Raw genomic sequence first — 21,130 nt, 5'->3', positions numbered from 1 at the left:
CAAAGGACCTCATGAAGCATAAAAGGACTCTCGGAACGCCACGGTTGTTGGGCATCGTCTGGCCATTTATCGCCGTCGTGTTATTTCAGGCGTTATTGGGGGGCGTGAGTCTTTACGTCCTGTCGGCCGTTCGCGGCTATGTCGCCGGCGAGAGCCTCTGGTCCAAGGGCCAGAAAGACGCCATCTATTACCTGAACCTGTATGCCGACAGCCGCGACGAGGCGATCTTCCTCAAATACAAGCAAGCGATTGCCGTGCCTCAGGGCGGTCACCAGTTGCGTCTGGCGCTGGATCGTCAGCCGCCGGATCTGCAGGCGGCACGGGAGGGGATCCTCAAGGGCGGCAACCATCCCGATGATGTGTCGAGCCTGATCTGGCTGTACCTCAATTTCCGCCATTTCAGTTATCTGGAAACCGCGATCGACCGCTGGACCATCGGCGACGCCTATCTGGTGCAACTGGACAATGTCGCGCGCGAGATGCATCAGGGCATCAGCGAAAACATCGCGACGCCGGCTGATATACAGCACTGGAAAGCGCAGATTTTTGCCATCAACGACGGTGTGACGCCGGCGGCCAAGGCGTTCAGCGATGCCTTGGGCGAAGGGTCACGGATGATCCTGCGCCTGCTGCTGTTCACCAACCTGGCCACGGCGCTGGGGTTGATCGTGCTGGCCCTGTTGCGCACCCACAAACTGCTCAAGCAGCGGCATGCCTTTGCCCAGGCGCTGCAGCTGGAGAAGGATCGGGCACACATCACCCTGCAATCGATTGGCGACGGGGTGATCACCACCGACGTCAACGGCGCGATCGATTACATGAACCCGGCGGCGGAGGCGATGACGCACTGGAAGTCCGAGCACGCGGCGGGGTTGCCATTGGCAGCGCTGTTCAATCTGCTCGATGACAATGCGCAGACCGAAGGGCTGACGCTGATCGAGCATATTCTCAGCGGGCAACTGATCGGTGGCAGCGAGCACTCCAAACTGATTCAGCGCCTGGATGGCAGTACGGTCTCGGTGACGCTGGTGGGCGCGCCGATCCGCAACGCCGAGAAGGTTATCGGTACGGTGCTGGTGCTGCATGACATGACTCAGGAACGGCAATACATCGCCAACCTGTCGTGGCAGGCGACCCACGATGCCCTGACCGGTCTGGCCAACCGCCGCGAGTTCGAATATCGCCTGGAGCAGGCCCTGCACAACCTGACGCGCCAGCCCGGTCGGCATGCGCTGATGTTTCTCGATCTGGACCAGTTCAAACTGGTCAACGACACCTGCGGTCACGCCGCTGGCGATGAGTTGCTGCGGCACATTTGCACGCTGCTGCAATCGGGCTTGCGCGAAAGCGACACCCTCGCGCGGCTGGGCGGCGACGAGTTCGGCATTCTGCTGGAGAACTGCGCCCCGGATGCCGCCGAGAAAATCGCCGAGAGCCTGCGCCAGACCGTGCAGAACCTGCACTTCGTGTGGAAGGGGCGGCCGTTTTTGACCACTGTGAGCATCGGCCTGGTGCACATCGCCCAGACCCCGACCACCCTCGAAGCGTCATTGCGCGCCGCCGACATGGCTTGCTACATGGCCAAGGAAAAGGGCCGCAACCGGGTGCAGGTCTATCATGCCGACGACTCCGAGCTGTCGCTGCGCTTCGGCGAAATGGCCTGGGTGCAGCGCCTGCACATGGCGCTGGAGGAAAACCGCTTCTGCCTTTATGCCCAGGAAATTGCTCCGCTGGGCGCTACAGCCCATGGCGGGGGGCACATCGAAATACTCTTGCGTCTGCATGACGAAGCCGGACGGATGATCCTGCCGGACAGTTTCATTCCGGCGGCCGAACGTTATGGTCTGATGAGCCAACTGGATCGTTGGGTCGTCGAGAATGTTTTTAAAGTGATTGCCCAATGTATTACCGAACAACATGAAGGTCCGTTGGCAATGTGTGCGATTAATCTTTCAGGCATTACTATCGGAGATGACGCGTTCTTGCACTTTCTGCGTGAACAGTTTGTTAATTACGCTATACCCCCTGAAATGATTTGTTTTGAAATTACTGAAACCAGCGCCATTGCCAATCTCGGCAGCGCAATTAGATTTATTAATGAACTCAAAGGCTTAGGTTGTTACTTCTCACTTGATGACTTTTGTGCCGGAATGTCTTCATTCGCTTATCTGAAACATTTGCCTGTAGACTTCCTGAAGATCGACGGGAGTTTCGTAAAGGATATGCTGGACGACCCGATTAACCGTGCAATGGTCGAGGTGATCAATCACATCGGGCATGTCATGGGTAAGCAGACAATTGCCGAGTTTGTTGAAACAACCCAGATCGAGCAGGCATTGCTTGAAATCGGGGTGGATTACGCTCAGGGTTATGTCATCGAACGCCCGCAGTTGTTTACCTGCGACAGTTTGCAAAGTCGGCCCGCCAGACCGCAGCCGCTGTTGTTCAAGGCGCCTGGCACGTTCCGTTGAAATATCTTGCCGATCCTTACAATCACAAATCAAAAGGAGCCGAACAGTGATCGACACATTCAACCGAACCGGACCACTCATGGAAGCTGCAAGTTATCCTGCCTGGGCACAACAGCTCATTGCAGATTGCAGCGAGAGCAAGCGCCGGGTTGTCGAACATGAACTGTACCTGCGCATGCGCGATAACAAGCTCAGCGCCAAAACCATGCGCCAGTACTTGATCGGGGGCTGGCCAGTAGTTGAACAGTTTGCGTTGTATATGGCGCAGAACCTGACCAAAACCAAGTTTGCCCGCCATCCTGGGGAGGACATGGCGCGCCGCTGGCTGATGCGCAACATCCGCGTCGAACTCAATCATGCCGACTACTGGCTGAACTGGAGTCGCGCGCATGGCGTCAGCCTCGAGGATCTGCAGGCCCAGCAAGTACCGCCGGAACTGCATGCGCTGAGTCACTGGTGCTGGCATACGAGTTCGGCGGATTCGCTGATCGTCGCCATCGCTGCGACCAACTACGCCATCGAGGGCGCGACCGGGGAGTGGTCGGCGCTGGTCTGCTCAACTGGCGTGTACGCGGCGGCGTTCCCGGAAGAAGAGCGCAAGCGCGCGATGAAGTGGCTGAAGATGCACGCCCAGTACGACGACGCTCACCCGTGGGAAGCGCTGGAAATCATCTGCACGCTGGCGGGCATGAACCCGAGCAAGGCGCTGCAGACCGAACTGCGTCAGGCGGTGTGCAAGAGCTACGACTACATGTACCTGTTTCTGGAGCGTTGCATGCAACTGGAGACCACGGAGCGCGCGTTGCACGGGCGTGAACGCCGGGCACTGGTAGAGAGCTGATAGCCAATAACGCCGCAAAAAAGTGTAGGAGTGAGCCTGCTCGCGATCCGGTGTGTCAGTCAACAAAGAAGGTGACTGACACACCGGATCGCGAGCAGGCTCACTCCTACAGTGGTTTGTGGTTGTCTGGAAGGACTCAGCCAGCCATCGCCAGCCGATTGCGCCCTTCGCGCTTGGCCACGTACAGCGCACTGTCGGCCCGGCGCAGCAGGCTGTCAGCTGACTCTCCCGGCAACAGAGTCGAGCAGCCAAGGCTCACGGTCAGGTCGATCAGTTTGCCGTCCGCGAAATATTCTGCAGTCTGCGCGGCGTGGCGCAGACGCTCGCCGACCATCGCTGCCGCTTCCCGGCCGGTGTTGCACAGCAAGATCAGAAATTCTTCCCCGCCATAGCGAAACACCATGTCGACGTTACGCAGTTGGCCCTTGATCGACGCTGCCACCGCTTTGAGCACGTCATCCCCGGCACTGTGGCCATGGCTGTCGTTGACCCGTTTGAAGTGGTCGATGTCGAGCATCAGCACCGACAACGGTTGCAGGTGCCGGCGTGACATGTCGATCTCGCGTTGCAGGGTCTGCTCCATGGCGATCCGGTTGCCGGTTCCGGTCAACGGGTCGCGCAGCGCACTTTGCGTTGCCGCGCGGTAGAGCAGGGCATTGCGCATCGGGAACAACAGCGACGACAGCAGCGATTCGAGGTTGCCCTGATCCTGCTCGCTGAAGCGCTGGTTGCGGCGAAACACCAGTTCGCCCAAATGCTCGCCTTCGTGGCTGAGGCTGTAGCTGACCGAATGGTGACCGCGGGCACCGAACTCCAGGCGCAAGTCGCTGCCCGAATGCACGTAGCTCAAGGCATCCAGCGGCACAAGACGCTGAACTTCGCGGAAAAACAGACCGAGGATTCGTTGCGGCTCAAGACTGGTTTGCAGTTGCAGGCTCATTTGCTGGCGCAATTGCGCCAGGCTGGCCGGGCGTTCCAGAAGCGGAGGCAGCTGACCAAAGCCCAGGCGTTGCAATTTGGCACTGTCAAAGTCAATTGCATTGGTCTGGGAAGGTGATTTCATATGGCGTGAGCCCCTAAGCAGTAAGTCTGTCTTACAGGCTGGGTGAGAGCGGCTATGGGCTGCGCGTCATACTGATCCATCAGTCCCGTAGGACATTTGGCGTAAGTTTAGTCTGCCTGATGACGATTAGTCAGCTATCGAAATCGGCCTTGCCCCAGTGCCTTCACACGGCATGCTTTGAGGAAAATTAGAGCGAAAGTCGTGCCATTCGGTTCAGGTTTATTAAAACCTTTATGAATCAACGGGATGGCTTTTTGCTTTGAGGGCGGGTGGCGGATATTTGACTGAGGTGTGACGGTGGGAAGCGGCAATTGCGTGCCGCGACGGTAATCCGCCACGGCAACAAAAGCGACGTATGGCAGTTATTGCGCGTTGAATGCCTGGCCATTGATGCCCGCGCTGTCAGGACCCATCAGGTACAGGTACACCGGCATGATCTCTTCCGGGGTCGGATTGTTCAGCGGGTTTTCTCCCGGATAGGCCTGTGCACGCATGCTGGTACGCGTGCCGCCCGGGTTGATGCTGTTGGAGCGCACGGGTGCCACGCCATCGACTTCATCGGCCAGGGTTTGCATCAAGCCTTCGGTGGCGAACTTCGATACTCCGTAAGCGCCCCAGTAGGCCCGGCCCTTGCGCCCGACGCTGCTGGAGGTGAACACCACCGAGGCATCCTGCGACAGCTTGAGCAGCGACAGCAGGGTGCTGGTCAGCATGAACATGGCATTGACGTTGACTTGCATGACACGCATGAAGTTTTCGCCCGACAGCTGCTCGATCGGCGTGCGCGGGCCGATGATCGAGGCGTTGTGCAGCAAGCCGTCGAGGTGGCCGAACTCGCTCTCGATCATCGCCGCCAGCTCATCGTATTGATGGGGCAAGGCGGTCTCGAGGTTGAACGGGATCACTGCCGGTTGTGGATGCCCCGCCGCTTCAATCTCGTCGTAGACCTGAGTCAGATTGGCTTCGGTCTTGCCCAGCAGCAGCACGGTGGCGCCGTGAGCGGCGTAGGTTTTCGCGGCAGCCGCACCGATGCCACGACCGGCACCGGTGACCAGAATGACCCGATCCTTGAGCAATTCGGGACGGGCGGTGTAATCGAACATAAGAACCTCACAATCCATTCATGAAGACCTGCTTCCTTGTGGTGAGGGGATTTATCCCCGACCGGCTGCGAAGCAGTCGTAAACCTGCATATCGAATCGACCTGAAAGATTGCGGGGGCTGCTTCGCAACCCATCGGGGATAAATCCCCTCGCCACAAAGGCCGTTTTCAGCAGCTGCACAGCGCGCTGTCGAGCACCTTGCGCAACTCCAGCGGATGATCCACCACCACATCCGCGCCCCAGTGCCGCGGGTTGTCGTCCGGGTGGATATAGCCGTAGGTCACGGCGCAGGTCTTGGTGCCGGCATCGCGCCCGGATTCGATATCGCGCAGATCATCGCCCACAAACAAAACCGTCGACGGATCCAGATCAAGCATCTTGCACGCGAGGATCAGCGGCTCCGGATCCGGCTTGCTGTTTTTCACGTGATCCGGGCAGATCAGCAGCGCCGAGCGCTCGGCCAGCCCCAGCTGTTGCATGATCGGCTCGGCAAAGCGTACCGGTTTGTTGGTGACCACGCCCCAGATCAGGTTGGCCCGCTCTATGTCGGCCAGCAGCTCGCCCATGCCGTCGAACAGCTTGCTGTGCACAGCGCAACCGGCCAGATAACGCTCGAGGAATTCCTGACGCAGCTCCTCGAAGCCCGGCGATTCCGGATCCATCGAGAACGTCACCGCGACCATCGCTTTGGCGCCGCCGGAGATTTCGTCGCGGATGTGCTTGTCGTTCATCGGCGGCAAGCCGCGATCCGCGCGCATCGCCTGACAGATGGCGATGAAGTCCGGCGCGGTGTCGAGCAGGGTGCCGTCCATATCGAAAAGGACTGCTCTGATGGCCATCGGCTTACTCCTCGCGCAGGGTCTGGATCATGTAGTTGACGTCAACGTCGCTGGCCAGCTTGTAGTGCTTGGTCAGCGGGTTGTAGGTCAGGCCGATGATGTCCTTGACGGTCAGGCCGGCGATGCGGCTCCAGGCGCCCAGCTCGGACGGGCGGATGAATTTCTTGAAGTCGTGGGTGCCGCGCGGCAGCAGCTTCATGATGTATTCGGCGCCGATGATGGCGAACAGGTACGCCTTCGGGTTGCGGTTGATGGTCGAAAAGAACACCTGGCCGCCGGGCTTGACCATGCGGTAGCAGGCGCGGATCACCGACGACGGGTCCGGTACGTGCTCCAGCATTTCCAGGCAGGTTACGACGTCGAACTGCTCGGGCATTTCTTCAGCCAGGGCTTCGGCGGTGATCTGCCGGTATTCGACGCTGACGCCGGACTCCAACTGATGCAATTGCGCTACCGCCAGTGGCGCTTCGCCCATGTCGATGCCCGTGACAGTGGCGCCGCGCTGGGCCATGGCTTCGCTGAGGATGCCGCCGCCGCAACCGACGTCGAGAACTTTCTTGCCGGCCAGATTGACTCGCTCGTCAATCCAGTTGACGCGCAGCGGGTTGATGTCGTGCAGCGGTTTGAACTCGCTTTCACGGTCCCACCAGCGATGGGCCAGGGCTTCGAATTTGGCGATTTCGGCGTGGTCGACGTTGCTCATGATGTATTCCTCGAAAAACTTGAAAAGGGCTGTAGCCGCGGAGTCTGCTCCGCGGTGTTTACGATTCGGTGTGGCCGCTGATGCGCTGGCCCCAGGCCCGGGCGGTGGCGCCCAGCTGTTGTTCGTCCAGACGGGTCAGGCGCCGGTCGTCGAGTAACTGTTTGCCGGCGACCCACAGGTGTTTCACACAGTCGCGGCCGGTGGCATAAATAAGCTGCGACACCGGGTCATAGACCGGTTGCTGAGCCAGGCCGGACAGGTCGAAAGCGACAATGTCCGCAGCCTTGCCGATCTCCAGCGAACCGACCTGCGCCTCGATGCCCAAGGCCCGTGCGCCGTTGAGCGTGGCCATGCGCAGCGCACGATGGGCGTCCAGCGCGGTGGCCGAGCCGGCGACGGCTTTGGCCAGCAGCGCGGCGGTGCGGGTTTCGCCGAGCAGGTCAAGGTCGTTGTTGCTCGCCGCGCCATCGGTGCCGACGGCGACGTTCACGCCAGCCTGCCACAGGCGCTCCACCGGGCAGAACCCGCTGGCCAGCTTCAGATTCGATTCCGGGCAGTGGATCACGCTGGTGTTGCTTTCTACCAGCAATGCCAGATCGTCATCGCTGATCTGGGTCATGTGCACCGCCTGGAAGCGCGGGCCGAGCAGGCCGAGGCGACCGAGGCGGGCCAGTGGCCGCTCGCCGCGATGCTCCAGCGATTGCTGGACTTCGAAGGCGGTCTCGTGGACGTGCATGTGGATCGACGCGTCCAGCTCTTCGGCGATCACGCGGATTTTTTCCAGGTTCTCGTCGCCCACGGTGTAGGGTGCATGTGGGCCGAAGGTGATCTTGATCCGTTCGTGATGCTTCAGATCGCCGAACAGCTCGACGCCCTGACGAATGGCCTCATCGGCGCTGCTGGCGCCGGGGATCGGGAAATCGAGGATCGGAATCGCGATCTGCGCGCGAATGCCGCTGTTGTGCACGCGCTCACTGGCGACTTTCGGGAAGAAATACATATCCGAGAAACAGCTGATGCCACCCTTGATCTGCTCGGCAATCGCCAAGTCAGTGCCATCACGGACGAACTCTTCATCGACCCATTTGGCTTCGGCCGGCCAGATGTGGTTTTCCAGCCAGGTCATCAGCGGCAGATCGTCGGCCAGACCGCGGAACAGGGTCATCGCCGCATGCCCGTGAGCGTTGATCAGGCCCGGGCTGAGCAGCACGTCCGGCAATTCGCGGACTTCAGTGGCGTTACACTTCAATGCTTCGGCGCGCGGGCCGATAAACACGATGCGACCGTCGCGAATGCCCAGGCCATGCTCCTTGAGCACAACGCCTGCGGGTTCGACGGGTACCAGCCAGGTCGGCAGCAATAATAAGTCGAGCGCAATGGCAGGTTTCGGCATCGAGGGTCGGTTCCAGTGCTTTTGTAAAGGATGGCGAAGTATACCCGAGCGTCTTCGCGGGGGGATCGCTATAATCGGCGGCTTTTGTTCATGAGTGCGGGGTGAGGGATGCGCGATCGACTGTTGGCTGCGGAGAAAGTAAAGGCCATCGATTGGCGAGATGGCGCGCTCCACCTGCTGGATCAGCGTATTTTGCCGTTCGAGGAAACTTGGATTGCCTACACCAGCGCTGCCGGTGTGGCTGAGGCGATTCGTTCGATGGTGGTGCGTGGCGCACCGGCCATCGGCATCAGCGCGGCCTATGGCATTGTGCTGGCGGCCCGCGCCCGCGTGGCTGAAGGCGGCGACTGGTACGCGGCGCTGGAAGAGGATTTCGCCCTGCTGGCGGATTCCCGCCCGACGGCGGTCAACCTGTTCTGGGCGTTGAATCGCATGCACGATCGGCTCGATCGTCTGAAGGACAATGCCGATCCGCTGGTGGCGCTGGAAGCCGAAGCCATTGCCATTCATGAAAGCGACCGCGAAGCCAACCTGACCATGGCTCAGCTCGGCGTCGATCTGATCCGCAAACATCAGGGCAATGCCCAGGCGATTCTGACCCACTGCAACACTGGTGCTCTGGCCACCGGCGGTTTCGGTACCGCGCTGGGGGTGATTCGTGCGGCGTATCTGGAAGGCATGGTCGAGCGGGTGTATGCCGATGAAACCCGGCCATGGCTGCAGGGTTCGCGCCTGACCGCGTGGGAGCTGGCGAACGAAGGCATCCCGGTGACGCTGAATGCCGATTCGGCCGCTGCACACATCATGAAGACCAAAGGCGTGACCTGGGTGATCGTCGGCGCTGACCGCATCACTGCCAATGGCGACGTGGCGAACAAGATCGGCACCTATCAACTGGCGGTCAACGCCATGCACCACGGCGTGCGTTTCATGGTGGTGGCGCCGAGTTCGACCATCGACATGCATCTGGCCAGTGGCGACGACATCCCGATCGAGGAACGTGACGGCGCCGAGTTGCTGGAGGTGGGTGGCAAGCGCGTGGGGGCGGACGTCGAGGCGTTCAACCCGGTGTTTGACGTGACGCCGGCGGATCTGATTGATGCGATCGTCACTGAAAAAGGCATCGTCGAGCGGCCGGATACGGCGAAAATGGCTCAGTTGATGTGCCGCAAGCGCCTGCATTGATTGGCTTTGGCGTCTGTAAGGACGCCATCGCGAGCAGGCTCACTCCTACAAGGTTTTGTGTCGAACGCAAACCCTGTAGGAGTGAGCCTGCTCGCGATGGGGCCATCAAAGTCAATAAACATCTCCAAATCAAGCCCCAAAACTGTATTCAAAGAGGCTCTGAGCCTCTCTCGTCCCCTTTACGCCTGTCATCGGTCAACTAACTATGCTCCATGCGCATCTGGGGGATAGGTGCGTGGCGGCTCTTGTGATAACATCCGGCGTTTTCCGAGGCAGCTTCACGGAGCTGTCTTTACTGCGCAAATCCACGGTTCGATTTGTTGATTTGTCGTAAGTCGGCGCATGGCACTCAGCCTGCCCCGACGAGCTTCGTACATCCCATATGGATATGACGAAGTTTCACCAGAAAAAGGAATCAGGCTTCTCATGGGCGAACTGGCCAAAGAAATCCTCCCGGTCAATATCGAAGACGAGCTGAAACAGTCCTACCTCGACTACGCGATGAGCGTAATCGTCGGCCGTGCACTGCCGGATGCGCGCGATGGCCTCAAGCCCGTGCACCGTCGCGTACTGTTCGCGATGAGCGAGCTGGGCAACGACTTCAACAAGCCGTACAAGAAATCTGCCCGTGTTGTCGGTGACGTGATCGGTAAGTATCACCCGCACGGTGATACCGCGGTGTACGACACCATCGTCCGCATGGCTCAGCCTTTCTCCCTGCGCTACCTGCTGGTTGACGGTCAGGGCAACTTCGGTTCGGTGGACGGCGACAACGCCGCGGCCATGCGATACACCGAAGTGCGCATGACCAAGCTGGCGCATGAACTGCTGGCCGACCTGCACAAGGAAACCGTGGACTGGGTGCCGAACTACGACGGCACCGAAATGATCCCGGCGGTGATGCCGACGCGCATCCCGAACCTGCTGGTCAACGGTTCCAGCGGTATCGCCGTGGGCATGGCGACCAACATTCCGCCGCACAACCTCGGTGAAGTCATCGACGGTTGCCTGGCCCTCATCGACAATCCCGAGCTGACCGTCGATGAGCTGATGCAATACATCCCTGGTCCGGACTTCCCGACGGCCGCGATCATCAACGGTCGTGCCGGCATCATCGAAGCCTACCGCACCGGTCGCGGCCGCATTTACATGCGTGCCCGTTCGATCATCGAAGACATCGACAAGGTCGGTGGCCGTCAGCAGATCGTCATTACCGAACTCCCGTATCAGCTGAACAAGGCGCGTCTGATCGAGAAGATCGCCGAGCTGGTCAAAGAGAAGAAGCTTGAAGGCATCACCGAGCTGCGCGACGAGTCCGACAAGGACGGTATGCGTGTCGTGATCGAACTGCGTCGCGGCGAAGTGCCTGAGGTGATCCTCAACAACCTCTACGCCCAGACCCAGCTGCAATCGGTATTCGGCATCAACATCGTGGCGCTGATCGATGGCCGTCCGCGCATCCTGAATCTCAAGGATCTGCTGGAAGCTTTCGTCCGTCACCGTCGTGAAGTGGTCACCCGTCGTACCGTATTCGAACTGCGCAAGGCTCGCGAGCGTGGTCACATCCTCGAAGGTCAGGCCGTTGCCCTGTCGAACATCGACCCGGTGATCGCCTTGATCAAGGCGTCGCCGACTCCGTCGGAAGCGAAAGAAGCGCTGGTCAGCACCCCTTGGGAATCCAGCGCCGTAGTCGCGATGGTTGAACGTGCCGGCGCCGATTCGTGCCGTCCGGAGAACCTCGATCCGCAATACGGTCTGCGTGAAGGCAAGTACTTCCTGTCGCCAGAGCAGGCGCAAGCCATTCTGGAACTGCGTCTGCACCGTCTGACCGGTCTGGAACACGAGAAGCTGCTGGCCGAGTATCAAGAGATTCTCAACCAGATCGGCGAGCTGATCCGCATCCTCAACAGCGCCGTGCGCCTGATGGAAGTGATCCGCGAAGAGCTGGAAGTGATCCGCGCCGAATACGGCGACGTGCGCCGCACCGAGATTCTCGATGCGCGTCTCGACCTGACCCTGGGCGACATGATCCCGGAAGAAGAGCGCGTCGTGACCATCTCCCACGGTGGCTACGCCAAGACTCAGCCGCTGGCTGCGTACCAGGCTCAGCGTCGTGGCGGCAAAGGCAAATCGGCGACCGGCGTCAAGGATGAGGACTACATCGCTCACCTGCTGGTGGCCAACAGTCACACCACCCTCCTGCTGTTCTCCAGCAAGGGCAAGGTGTACTGGCTGAAGACTTACGAAATTCCGGAAGCATCCCGCGCCGCCCGTGGTCGTCCGCTGGTCAACCTGCTGCCGCTGGATGACGGTGAATACATCACCACCATGCTGCCGGTCGAGGAATACACCGAAGGTCACTACATCTTCATGGCGACCGCCAACGGCACCGTGAAGAAGACCCCGCTGGAATCCTTCAGCCGTCAGCGCAGCGTCGGTCTGATCGCGCTGGAGCTGGACGAAGGCGACGTGCTGATCTCTGCGGCCATCACCGATGGCGAGCGCGAAGTGATGCTGTTCTCCGATGGCGGCAAGGTAACGCGCTTCAAAGAGTCCGACGTGCGTGCCATGGGCCGTACCGCCCGCGGTGTACGCGGCATGCGTCTGCCGGAAGGGCAGAAGCTGATTTCGATGCTGATCCCGGAAGAAGGCAGCCAGATCCTCACCGCTTCCGAGCGTGGTTATGGCAAGCGCACCGCGATCACCGAGTTCCCTGAGTACAAGCGTGGCGGCCAGGGTGTAATCGCCATGGTCAGCAACGAGCGTAACGGCCGTCTGGTCGGTGCGGTTCAGGTGCTCGACGGCGAAGAAATCATGCTGATCTCCGATCAGGGCACTCTGGTGCGCACCCGTGTCGACGAAGTGTCGAGCCTGGGCCGTAACACCCAGGGCGTGACCCTGATCAAACTGGCCAAGGATGAAACCCTGGTTGGTCTGGAGCGGGTTCAGGAGCCGTCGGAAGTCGAAGGCGATGAGCTTGAAGGTGAAGAGGGTGCCGGGTTCGAGGGGGATGTCGTGATCGACGACGTTGCCGAGGACCAGCAACTCGACGCCGCAGCTGACGAAGAGCCGCAGGAATAAGCGGACAAGCGAGGGGGCGGATGAAAATTCGCCCCCTTGTTATTTGTCCGGTATGAAATTTCGACATCATGGAGATCCCCTGTGGGAGCGAGCCTGCTCGCGAATGCAGGCGCTGCGGTACCTCTGACCCACCGCGGTGATGCATTCGCGAGCAGGCTCGCTCCCACAGGGCTGTGTTGATCGGTAGTGTGATTTATTGCGTGATACCACCAAATCAGAGCGAGATTGGATGTGAGCAAGCGAGCCTATAACTTCTGTGCCGGTCCTGCGGCGCTTCCTGAAGCTGTCCTGCAACGTGCCCAGGGTGAACTCCTTGATTGGCATGGCAAGGGTCTGTCGGTCATGGAAATGAGCCATCGCAGCGATGAGTTCGTGTCCATCGCCACCCAGGCCGAGCAGGACCTGCGTGACCTGCTGAATATCCCGTCGAACTATAAAGTGCTGTTTCTGCAGGGGGGCGCCAGCCAGCAATTCGCGCAGATCCCGCTGAACCTGTTGCCGGAAAACGGCTCTGCCGACTACATCGACACCGGTATCTGGTCGCAGAAAGCCATCGAAGAAGCCTCGCGCTACGGCCACGTCAACGTTGCCGCCACCGCCAAGCCTTACGACTATTTCGCCATTCCGGGCCAGAACGAGTGGAATCTGTCGAAAGACGCCGCTTACGTTCACTACGCGCCGAACGAAACCATCGGCGGTCTGGAATTCCAGTGGATCCCGGAAACCGGTGATGTGCCGCTGGTCGCCGATATGTCCTCGGACATCCTCTCGCGTCCGGTCGACATCTCGCGTTTCGGCATGATCTACGCCGGCGCACAGAAGAACATCGGCCCGAGCGGTATTGTCGTCAACATCATCCGCGAAGACCTGCTGGGCAAGGCGCGTTCGCTGTGCCCGACCATGCTCAACTACAAGGTCGCGGCCGATAACGGCTCGATGTACAACACCCCGCCGACCCTGGCCTGGTACCTGTCCGGCCTGGTGTTCCAGTGGCTGAAAGAGCAGGGCGGCGTCGAAGCGATCGCCAAGCTCAATGACGTCAAGCAGCGCACGCTGTACGACTTCATCGACGCCAGCGGCCTCTATAGCAACCCGATCAACAAGTCGGACCGCTCGTGGATGAACGTGCCATTCCGTCTGGCTGACGATCGCCTGGACAAGCCGTTCCTCGCCGGTGCCGACGAGCGCGGCCTGCTCAACCTCAAAGGCCACCGCTCCGTGGGCGGCATGCGCGCCTCCATCTACAACGCCGTCGACATCAACGCCGTCAACGCGCTGGTGGCGTACATGGCTGAATTCGAGAAGGAACACGGCTGATGTCCGAGCAAGAACTCAAGGCACTGCGCGTTCGCATTGACGCTCTGGACAGCAAGGTCCTCGAGCTGATCAGCGAACGCGCCCGCTGCGCCCAGGAAGTTGCGCGAGTAAAGATGGCCTCGCTGGCCGAAGGCGAAGTGCCGGTGTTCTATCGTCCCGAGCGTGAGGCTCAGGTGCTCAAGCGGGTGATGGAGCGCAATCAGGGGCCGTTGGGCAACGAAGAGATGGCGCGGTTGTTCCGCGAAATCATGTCCTCGTGCCTGGCGCTCGAGCAGCCGCTGAAAGTGGCTTACCTCGGCCCTGAAGGTACCTTCACCCAGGCGGCGGCCATGAAGCACTTCGGTCACGCGGTGATCAGCAAGCCGATGGCGGCAATCGACGAAGTGTTCCGTGAAGTGGCGGCGGGTGCGGTGAACTTCGGCGTGGTACCGGTGGAGAACTCCACCGAAGGCGCGGTCAACCACACCCTCGACAGCTTCCTCGAGCACGACATGGTGATCTGTGGCGAAGTCGAGCTGCGCATTCACCATCACCTGTTGGTTGGTGAAAACACCAAGACCGACAGCATCAGCCGCATTTACTCCCACGCCCAGTCGCTGGCCCAGTGCCGCAAGTGGCTGGACGCGCATTACCCGAATGTCGAGCGCGTGGCGGTGTCGAGCAACGCTGAAGCGGCGAAGCGGGTCAAGGGTGAGTGGAATTCGGCGGCGATTGCCGGCGACATGGCCGCAGGCTTGTACGGCCTGACGCGTCTGGCCGAGAAGATCGAAGACCGTCCGGACAACTCGACGCGCTTCCTGATGATCGGTAACCAGGAAGTGCCGCCGACCGGCGACGACAAGACTTCGATCATCGTCTCGATGAGCAACAAGCCCGGCGCGCTTCACGAGCTGCTGGTGCCGTTCCATGACAACGGGATCGACCTGACCCGGATCGAAACCCGTCCGTCGCGCAGCGGCAAATGGACCTACGTGTTCTTCATCGACTTCGTCGGCCACCACCGTGATCCGCTGATCAAAGGTGTGCTGGAAAAGATCAGTCAGGAAGCAGTAGCACTCAAAGTGCTGGGTTCCTACCCGAAAGCAGTTCTCTAAGGGGCGGTAGCAAATGAGTGGCAACTTCCTCGCTCTGGCACAGCCGGGCGTGCAACAACTTTCGCCGTACGTTCCGGGCAAGCCTGTGGACGAACTGGCGCGCGAGCTGGATCTGGATCCGGCGAAAATCGTCAAACTGGCAAGCAACGAAAATCCGCTGGGCGCTAGTCCGAAAGCCTTGGCGGCGATCCGCGAAGAGCTGGCCGAGCTGACCCGCTATCCGGACGGCAACGGCTTCGCGCTGAAATCGCTGTTGGCCGAGCAGTGCCGCGTCGAGCTGAATCAGGTGACCCTGGGCAACGGCTCCAACGATATTCTCGAGCTGGTGGCGCGCGCCTATCTGGCGCCGGGCCTGAACGCCGTGTTCAGTGAGCACGCGTTCGCTGTCTACCCGATCGCCACCCAGGCTGTCGGTGCGCAGGCCAAAGTGGTTCCGGCCAAAGACTGGGGGCATGACCTGCCTGCGATGCTTGCGGCCATCGACGCCAATACCCGCGTGGTATTCATCGCCAATCCGAACAACCCGACCGGTACCTGGTTCGGCGCCGAAGCGCTGGACGAGTTCCTGCAGGACGTGCCGGAGCACGTGCTGGTGGTGCTGGACGAGGCGTACATCGAGTACGCCGAAGGCAGTGATCTGCCGGACGGTCTGGATTTCCTCGCGGCGTATCCGAATCTGCTGGTATCGCGCACGTTCTCCAAGGCCTACGGTCTGGCGGCGCTGCGCGTCGGTTATGGCCTGTCCACTGCGGTAGTAGCGGACGTGCTGAACCGCGTGCGCCAGCCGTTCAACGTCAACAGCCTGGCCCTGGCCGCGGCCTGTGCGGCGCTGAAAGACGAAGAGTATCTGGCGCAAAGCCGTCAGCTCAACGAATCCGGCATGCAGCAGTTGCAGGCAGGGTTCCGTGAGTTGGGTCTGAGCTGGATCGAGTCCAAAGGCAACTTCATCTGCGTCGATCTCGGTCAGGTTGCTGCGCCGATTTTCCAGGGGCTGCTGCGTGAAGGCGTGATCGTGCGTCCGGTGGCCAATTACGGCATGCCGAACCATCTGCGGGTGACCATCGGTCTGCCGGCGGAAAACAGCCGCTTCCTCGAAGCGCTGCGTAAGGTTCTGGCTCGTGGGTGATGTCACTGCTCTGCAATCTGCTGCACCTATGATCGGTCGCCTTGTAGTGGTCGGTCTGGGCTTGATCGGTGGTTCGTTTGCCAAAGGCTTGCGTGAAAGCGGTCTCTGCCGCGAGGTGGTCGGGGTCGATCTCGACCCGCAATCGCGCAAGCTGGCGGTCGAGTTGGGTGTGGTGGATCGTTGTGAAGATGATCTGATCGCTGCGTGTCAGGGCGCCGACGTGATTCAGCTGGCGGTGCCGATTCTGGCCATGGAGAAAGTCCTGGCTCGTCTGGCGAGCGTTGATCTGGGGCAGGCGATTCTGACCGATGTCGGCAGCGCCAAGGGCAATGTGGTGCGCGCGGCGACCGAGGCGTTTGGCGGTATGCCAGCGCGCTTCGTGCCGGGCCATCCGATTGCCGGCTCCGAGCAGAGCGGGGTGGAAGCCTCCAACTCTGAGCTGTTCCGTCGGCACAAGGTGATTCTGACGCCGCTCGAGCAGACCGACCCGGCCGCACTGGCGGTGGTTGATCGCTTGTGGCGCGAACTGGGTGCCGACGTCGAGCACATGCAGGTCGAGCGCCACGATGAAGTGTTGGCCGCGACCAGTCATCTGCCGCACCTGCTGGCCTTCGGTCTGGTCGACTCGTTGGCCAAACGCAATGAAAACCTTGAGATCTTCCGTTACGCTGCGGGCGGTTTCCGCGATTTCACAAGAATCGCCGGAAGCGACCCGGTGATGTGGCACGACATCTTCCTCGCCAACCGCGAGGCTGTCCTGCGCACACTCGATACATTTCGCAGCGACCTCGACGCCTTGCGCGACGCGGTCGATGCAGGGGATGGGCACCAATTGTTGGGCGTCTTCACGCGCGCCCGGGTTGCCCGCGAGCATTTCAGTAAAATCCTGGCCCGCAGGGCCTATGTGGACGCTATGAATTCCAACGATCTGATTTTCCTGGCTCAACCTGGTGGCCGCCTGTCCGGTCGGATTCGCGTACCAGGTGACAAATCGATTTCCCACCGCTCGATCATGCTCGGCTCGCTGGCCGAAGGCGTGACCGAGGTTGAAGGTTTCCTCGAGGGCGAAGATGCCCTGGCGACCTTGCAGGCATTTCGTGACATGGGCGTGGTCATCGAAGGCCCGCACCACGGTCGTGTGACCATTCACGGCGTCGGCCTGCACGGTCTGAAGCCAGCGCCGGGTCCGATCTATCTGGGCAACTCCGGCACCTCGATGCGTCTGCTGTCCGGCCTGCTGGCGGCGCAGAACTTCGACAGCACCCTGACCGGCGATGCGTCGCTGTCCAAGCGTCCGATGAATCGCGTGGCCAATCCGCTGCGTGAAATGGGCGCCGTGATCGAAACCGCCGCCGAAGGTCGTCCGCCGATGACCATTCGTGGCGGGCACAAACTCAAGGGTCTGACCTACACCATGCCGATGGCCAGTGCTCAGGTGAAGTCCTGCCTGCTGCTGGCGGGTCTTTACGCCGAAGGTAAGACCACCGTGACCGAGCCGGCGCCGACCCGTGACCACACCGAGCGCATGCTGCGCGGTTTTGGCTACCCGGTAAGCGTCGATGGCGCCACCGCGTCGGTCGAGTCCGGCGGCAAGCTGACTGCGACCCATATCGAAGTGCCGGGCGACATCTCGTCGTCGGCGTTCTTCCTGGTGGCCGCGTCGATCGCCGAAGGTTCCGAGCTGGTGCTGGAGCACGTTGGCATCAACCCGACCCGTACCGGCGTCATCGACATCCTGCGTCTGATGGGCGCAGACATCACCCTGGAAAACCAGCGTGAAGTTGGCGGCGAGCCAGTGGCTGACCTGCGTGTGCGCGCTGCTAAACTCAAGGGTATCGAGATTCCGGAAGCGCTGGTGCCACTGGCCATCGACGAATTCCCGGTGCTGTTCGTGGCGGCGGCGTGTGCCGAAGGTCGTACCGTGCTGACCGGTGCCGAAGAGCTGCGCGTCAAGGAATCGGATCGCATTCAAGTCATGGCGGACGGCTTGCTGGCGCTGGGCGTCAAGTGCCAGCCGACTCCGGACGGCATCATCATTGATGGCGGCCAGATCGGTGGCGGCGAAGTGCATGGTCACGGTGATCACCGTATCGCCATGGCTTTCAGCGTCGCTTCGCTGCGCGCCACTGCACCGATCCGCATTCATGATTGCGCCAACGTCGCGACGTCGTTCCCGAACTTCCTCGCGCTGTGCGCGCAAGTCGGCATTCGCGTGGCTCAAGAGGCTCAGTCGTGAAAAACATTGCACCGGTCATCACCATCGATGGGCCAAGCGGTTCGGGCAAGGGCACGGTCGCCGGGATCCTGGCCAAGCGTCTGGGCTGGAATCTGCTGGACTCCGGTGCGCTGTATCGCCTGCTGGCGTTCGCTGCGCATAACCATGGTGTCGACCTGACCAATGAAGAGCTGCTGAAGAAACTGGCCGCTCATCTGGATGTTCAGTTCATCGCGGCGACCGACGGTCAACTGCAGCGCATCATTCTGGAAGGTGATGAAGTCAGCGATGTCATCCGTACCGAAAGCGTCGGTTCCGGTGCTTCTCAGGTGGCCGCATTGCCGGCGGTACGCGAGGCGCTGCTGCAGCGCCAGCGTGCTTTCCAGGAAGCGCCGGGCCTGGTGGCCGACGGTCGCGACATGGGAACGGTGGTTTTTCCGGATGCGCCGCTGAAGATTTTCCTCACTGCCAGTGCCGAGGAACGGGCGCGCCGCCGATATTTGCAGTTGAAGGGCAAAGTCGAGGGTGTTAGTCTGTCGAGTCTGCTAGATGAGATCCGTGCACGCGACGAGCGTGATACCCAGCGCGCAGTAGCCCCGCTCAAGCCGGCGGCTGATGCGATACAGCTGGATTCCACGGAGTTGTCCATCGATCAGGTGCTTGAACGCATCATGAGCGAGATCGCCATTCGCGATATCGCCGGGTGACCAAGAAGGTCGCAGGGGACCAGTCATAGTCCTGCGGCGCTTCTTTTAAATGAAACTAACCCACACCGTCTGGGGTGTGGAGATGGGCGTATTCTTCGCCCTCATCTACAGGAATTAAAATGAGCGAAAGCTTTGCGGAACTCTTTGAAGAAAGCCTAAAGACCCTGAACCTTCAGGCAGGCTCCATCATCACCGGTGTTATCGTTGATATCGATTACCAGGCTCGCTGGGTAACCGTTCACGCTGGCCTGAAGTCTGAAGCACTCATCCCGCTGGAACAGTTCTACAACGATGCTGGTGACCTGACTATCAATGTCGGTGACGAAGTTCACGTTGCTCTGGATTCGGTTGAAGACGGTTTCGGTGAAACCAAGCTGTCCCGTGAAAAAGCCAAGCGCGCTGAATGCTGGATCGTTCTGGAAGCAGCCTTCGCAGCTGAGGAAGTGGTCAAGGGCGTTATCAACGGTAAGGTTAAAGGCGGCTTCACTGTCGACGTTAACGGCATCCGTGCGTTCCTGCCAGGTTCCCTGGTTGACGTCCGTCCAGTGCGCGACACCACGCACCTGGAAGGCAAAGAGCTGGAATTCAAGGTCATCAAGCTGGACCAGAAGCGCAACAACGTTGTCGTTTCCCGTCGCAGCGTCCTGGAAGCCGAGAACTCCGCCGAGCGTGAAGCTCTGCTGGAATCCCTGCAGGAAGGCCAGCAAGTCAAAGGTATCGTCAAAAACCTCACCGATTACGGCGCATTCGTCGATCTGGGTGGCGTGGACGGCCTGCTGCACATCACCGACATGGCGTGGAAGCGTATCAAGCATCCTTCCGAAATCGTCAACGTTGGTGACGAAATCGACGTCAAGGTTCTGAAATACGATCGCGAACGCAACCGTGTTTCCCTGGGCCTGAAGCAACTGGGCGAAGATCCATGGGTTGCTATCAAAGCCCGTTACCCAGAAGGCACTCGCGTTACCGCTCGTGTAACCAACCTGACCGACTACGGCTGCTTCGCTGAGCTGGAAGAAGGCGTTGAAGGTCTGGTACACGTTTCGGAAATGGACTGGACCAACAAGAACATCCACCCTTCGAAAGTCGTACAAGTCGGCGACGAAGTGGAAGTCATGGTTCTGGACATCGACGAAGAGCGTCGTCGTATCTCCCTGGGCATCAAGCAGTGCAAGTCGAACCCATGGGAAGACTTCTCTGGCCAGTTCAACAAGGGCGACAAGATCTCCGGCACCATCAAGTCGATCACCGATTTCGGTATCTTCATTGGTCTGGACGGCGGCATCGACGGTCTGGTTCACCTGTCCGACATCTCCTGGAACGAAGTGGGCGAAGAAGCCGTACGTCGTTTCAAGAAGGGCGACGAGCTGGACACCGTCATCCTGTCGGTTGACCCAGAGCGCGAGCGCATCTCCTTGGGTATCAAGCAACTGGAAAGCGATCCGTTCTCCGAGTACGTTTCGGTTAACGACAAGGGCGCTATCGTGACCGGTACCGTGAAAGAAGTTGACGCCAAAGGCGCCATCATCGTTCTGGCCGACGACATCGAAGCAACCCTGAAAGCCTCCGAAATCAGCCGTGACCGCGTTGAAGACGCGCGCAACGTTCTGAAAGAAGGCCAGGAAGTTGAAGCCAAGATCATCAGCGTTGATCGCAAGAGCCGCGTAATCCAGCTCTCGATCAAGTCGAAAGACGATGCTGAAGAGAAAGAAGCCATCCAGAGCCTGAAAGCAGCTCCGGAAGGCGAAGCAGCTGACACCACTATGGCGGCACTGCTGCGTCAAGCAATGGCCAAACAGAACTAAGTTCTGCTTGATCATGAAAAAGGGCGACTTCGGTCGCCCTTTTTTGTGCCTGCGATTTGGTGGCGGTGCGCGCCGCGGTTTGCGTGTATCGAGGCTACGGTGAAACCAATCACTTCAACGGGTTGTCTGTTTCTTTAATCGGATCAATCGCCTATTCGCGACTAAGCTGGGTATTAGTCGTGCAGTA

General features: G+C 60.1%; 15 protein-coding genes. 10 read left to right on the top strand and 5 right to left on the bottom strand.

The window, feature by feature from the left end; genetic code table 11:
- The first annotated feature begins 11 nt into the window (after window positions 1-11).
- A complete protein-coding gene (locus tag ACOYXG_RS18860; protein ID WP_097088389.1) occupies window positions 12-2,471 on the top strand; it encodes an EAL domain-containing protein in 2,460 nt (819 codons plus the stop codon).
- Window positions 2,472-2,550: 79 nt separating this feature from the next.
- Window positions 2,551-3,312 carry a TenA family transcriptional regulator gene (locus ACOYXG_RS18855; protein ID WP_440131030.1) on the top strand — a complete coding sequence of 254 codons (762 nt, stop codon included), beginning with the start codon at window positions 2,551-2,553 and terminating at the stop codon, window positions 3,310-3,312.
- 136 nt (window positions 3,313-3,448) lie between these two features.
- Here the strand turns inward: ACOYXG_RS18855 and ACOYXG_RS18850 are convergent, their stop codons facing one another.
- From ACOYXG_RS18850 to ACOYXG_RS18830, 5 genes are all read right to left on the bottom strand, one after another.
- Entirely contained in the window at window positions 3,449-4,375 is a 927-nt protein-coding gene (locus ACOYXG_RS18850; RefSeq protein WP_027612413.1) for a GGDEF domain-containing protein, read from the bottom strand.
- Between the two features lie 362 nt (window positions 4,376-4,737).
- Window positions 4,738-5,478, bottom strand: coding sequence for a YciK family oxidoreductase (locus tag ACOYXG_RS18845; protein WP_460353340.1), 741 nt, complete (start codon window positions 5,476-5,478; stop codon window positions 4,738-4,740).
- A gap of 167 nt (window positions 5,479-5,645) precedes the next feature.
- Window positions 5,646-6,317 carry an N-acetylmuramic acid 6-phosphate phosphatase MupP gene (mupP, locus tag ACOYXG_RS18840; protein WP_003226921.1) on the bottom strand — a complete coding sequence of 224 codons (672 nt, stop codon included), beginning with the start codon at window positions 6,315-6,317 and terminating at the stop codon, window positions 5,646-5,648.
- Between the two features lie 4 nt (window positions 6,318-6,321).
- A complete protein-coding gene (gene ubiG, locus ACOYXG_RS18835; RefSeq protein WP_027612415.1) occupies window positions 6,322-7,020 on the bottom strand; it encodes a bifunctional 2-polyprenyl-6-hydroxyphenol methylase/3-demethylubiquinol 3-O-methyltransferase UbiG in 699 nt (232 codons plus the stop codon).
- Between the two features lie 58 nt (window positions 7,021-7,078).
- Window positions 7,079-8,413: a TRZ/ATZ family hydrolase gene (locus ACOYXG_RS18830; protein ID WP_027612416.1), complete on the bottom strand. Its 1,335-nt coding sequence runs from the start codon at window positions 8,411-8,413 to the stop codon at window positions 7,079-7,081.
- Window positions 8,414-8,521: 108 nt separating this feature from the next.
- On the opposite strand from ACOYXG_RS18830, the gene mtnA reads away from it, so the two are divergent.
- The 8 genes from mtnA (at window position 8,522) to rpsA (ending at window position 20,943) form a co-directional block, all read left to right on the top strand.
- Entirely contained in the window at window positions 8,522-9,598 is a 1,077-nt protein-coding gene (gene mtnA / locus ACOYXG_RS18825) for an S-methyl-5-thioribose-1-phosphate isomerase (protein ID WP_096794920.1), read from the top strand.
- Between the two features lie 426 nt (window positions 9,599-10,024).
- Window positions 10,025-12,679 (top strand): DNA gyrase subunit A, encoded by a 2,655-nt coding sequence (gyrA, locus tag ACOYXG_RS18820; protein ID WP_027612418.1) that lies wholly within the window; start codon window positions 10,025-10,027, stop codon window positions 12,677-12,679.
- A 231-nt stretch (window positions 12,680-12,910) separates the two neighbouring features.
- Window positions 12,911-13,996 carry a 3-phosphoserine/phosphohydroxythreonine transaminase gene (gene serC / locus ACOYXG_RS18815; RefSeq protein WP_183785977.1) on the top strand — a complete coding sequence of 362 codons (1,086 nt, stop codon included), beginning with the start codon at window positions 12,911-12,913 and terminating at the stop codon, window positions 13,994-13,996.
- Window positions 13,996-15,090: a prephenate dehydratase gene (gene pheA / locus ACOYXG_RS18810; RefSeq protein WP_003226907.1), complete on the top strand. Its 1,095-nt coding sequence runs from the start codon at window positions 13,996-13,998 to the stop codon at window positions 15,088-15,090. The genes serC and pheA overlap by 1 nt, the downstream gene beginning before the upstream one ends.
- Window positions 15,091-15,103: 13 nt before the next feature.
- Window positions 15,104-16,216: a histidinol-phosphate transaminase gene (gene hisC / locus ACOYXG_RS18805; protein WP_095137263.1), complete on the top strand. Its 1,113-nt coding sequence runs from the start codon at window positions 15,104-15,106 to the stop codon at window positions 16,214-16,216.
- A gap of 28 nt (window positions 16,217-16,244) precedes the next feature.
- Window positions 16,245-18,452, top strand: coding sequence for a bifunctional prephenate dehydrogenase/3-phosphoshikimate 1-carboxyvinyltransferase (locus tag ACOYXG_RS18800; RefSeq protein ID WP_247268177.1), 2,208 nt, complete (start codon window positions 16,245-16,247; stop codon window positions 18,450-18,452).
- On the top strand, window positions 18,449-19,138 hold the full coding sequence (cmk, locus tag ACOYXG_RS18795) for a (d)CMP kinase (RefSeq protein ID WP_015093983.1): 690 nt from the start codon (window positions 18,449-18,451) through the stop codon (window positions 19,136-19,138). Before ACOYXG_RS18800 ends, cmk begins: the two co-directional genes overlap by 4 nt.
- Before the next feature lie 119 nt (window positions 19,139-19,257).
- A complete protein-coding gene (rpsA, locus tag ACOYXG_RS18790) occupies window positions 19,258-20,943 on the top strand; it encodes a 30S ribosomal protein S1 (RefSeq protein ID WP_027612422.1) in 1,686 nt (561 codons plus the stop codon).
- The last annotated feature ends 187 nt before the right edge of the window (window positions 20,944-21,130 follow it).

Source organism: Pseudomonas sp. G3-39 (genome assembly GCF_054790485.1).
Note: the sequence above shows the minus strand (reverse complement) of the source record. Positions and strands in the feature narration are given on the sequence as shown.

What these genes read in the sequence shown, in the direction of transcription:
- ACOYXG_RS18855 (WP_440131030.1), top strand. Translation starts at nt 2,551, where the DNA reads ATGGAAGCTGCAAGTTATCCTGCCTGGGCACAACAGCTCATTGCAGAT.
- hisC (WP_095137263.1), top strand. Translation starts at nt 15,104, where the DNA reads ATGAGTGGCAACTTCCTCGCTCTGGCACAGCCGGGCGTGCAACAACTT.
- pheA (WP_003226907.1), top strand. Translation starts at nt 13,996, where the DNA reads ATGTCCGAGCAAGAACTCAAGGCACTGCGCGTTCGCATTGACGCTCTG.
- ACOYXG_RS18830 (WP_027612416.1), bottom strand. Translation starts at nt 8,413, where the DNA reads ATGCCGAAACCTGCCATTGCGCTCGACTTATTATTGCTGCCGACCTGG.
- ACOYXG_RS18800 (WP_247268177.1), top strand. Translation starts at nt 16,245, where the DNA reads ATGATCGGTCGCCTTGTAGTGGTCGGTCTGGGCTTGATCGGTGGTTCG.
- ACOYXG_RS18860 (WP_097088389.1), top strand. Translation starts at nt 12, where the DNA reads ATGAAGCATAAAAGGACTCTCGGAACGCCACGGTTGTTGGGCATCGTC.
- gyrA (WP_027612418.1), top strand. Translation starts at nt 10,025, where the DNA reads ATGGGCGAACTGGCCAAAGAAATCCTCCCGGTCAATATCGAAGACGAG.
- ubiG (WP_027612415.1), bottom strand. Translation starts at nt 7,020, where the DNA reads ATGAGCAACGTCGACCACGCCGAAATCGCCAAATTCGAAGCCCTGGCC.
- ACOYXG_RS18845 (WP_460353340.1), bottom strand. Translation starts at nt 5,478, where the DNA reads ATGTTCGATTACACCGCCCGTCCCGAATTGCTCAAGGATCGGGTCATT.
- ACOYXG_RS18850 (WP_027612413.1), bottom strand. Translation starts at nt 4,375, where the DNA reads ATGAAATCACCTTCCCAGACCAATGCAATTGACTTTGACAGTGCCAAA.
- mtnA (WP_096794920.1), top strand. Translation starts at nt 8,522, where the DNA reads ATGCGCGATCGACTGTTGGCTGCGGAGAAAGTAAAGGCCATCGATTGG.
- mupP (WP_003226921.1), bottom strand. Translation starts at nt 6,317, where the DNA reads ATGGCCATCAGAGCAGTCCTTTTCGATATGGACGGCACCCTGCTCGAC.
- rpsA (WP_027612422.1), top strand. Translation starts at nt 19,258, where the DNA reads ATGAGCGAAAGCTTTGCGGAACTCTTTGAAGAAAGCCTAAAGACCCTG.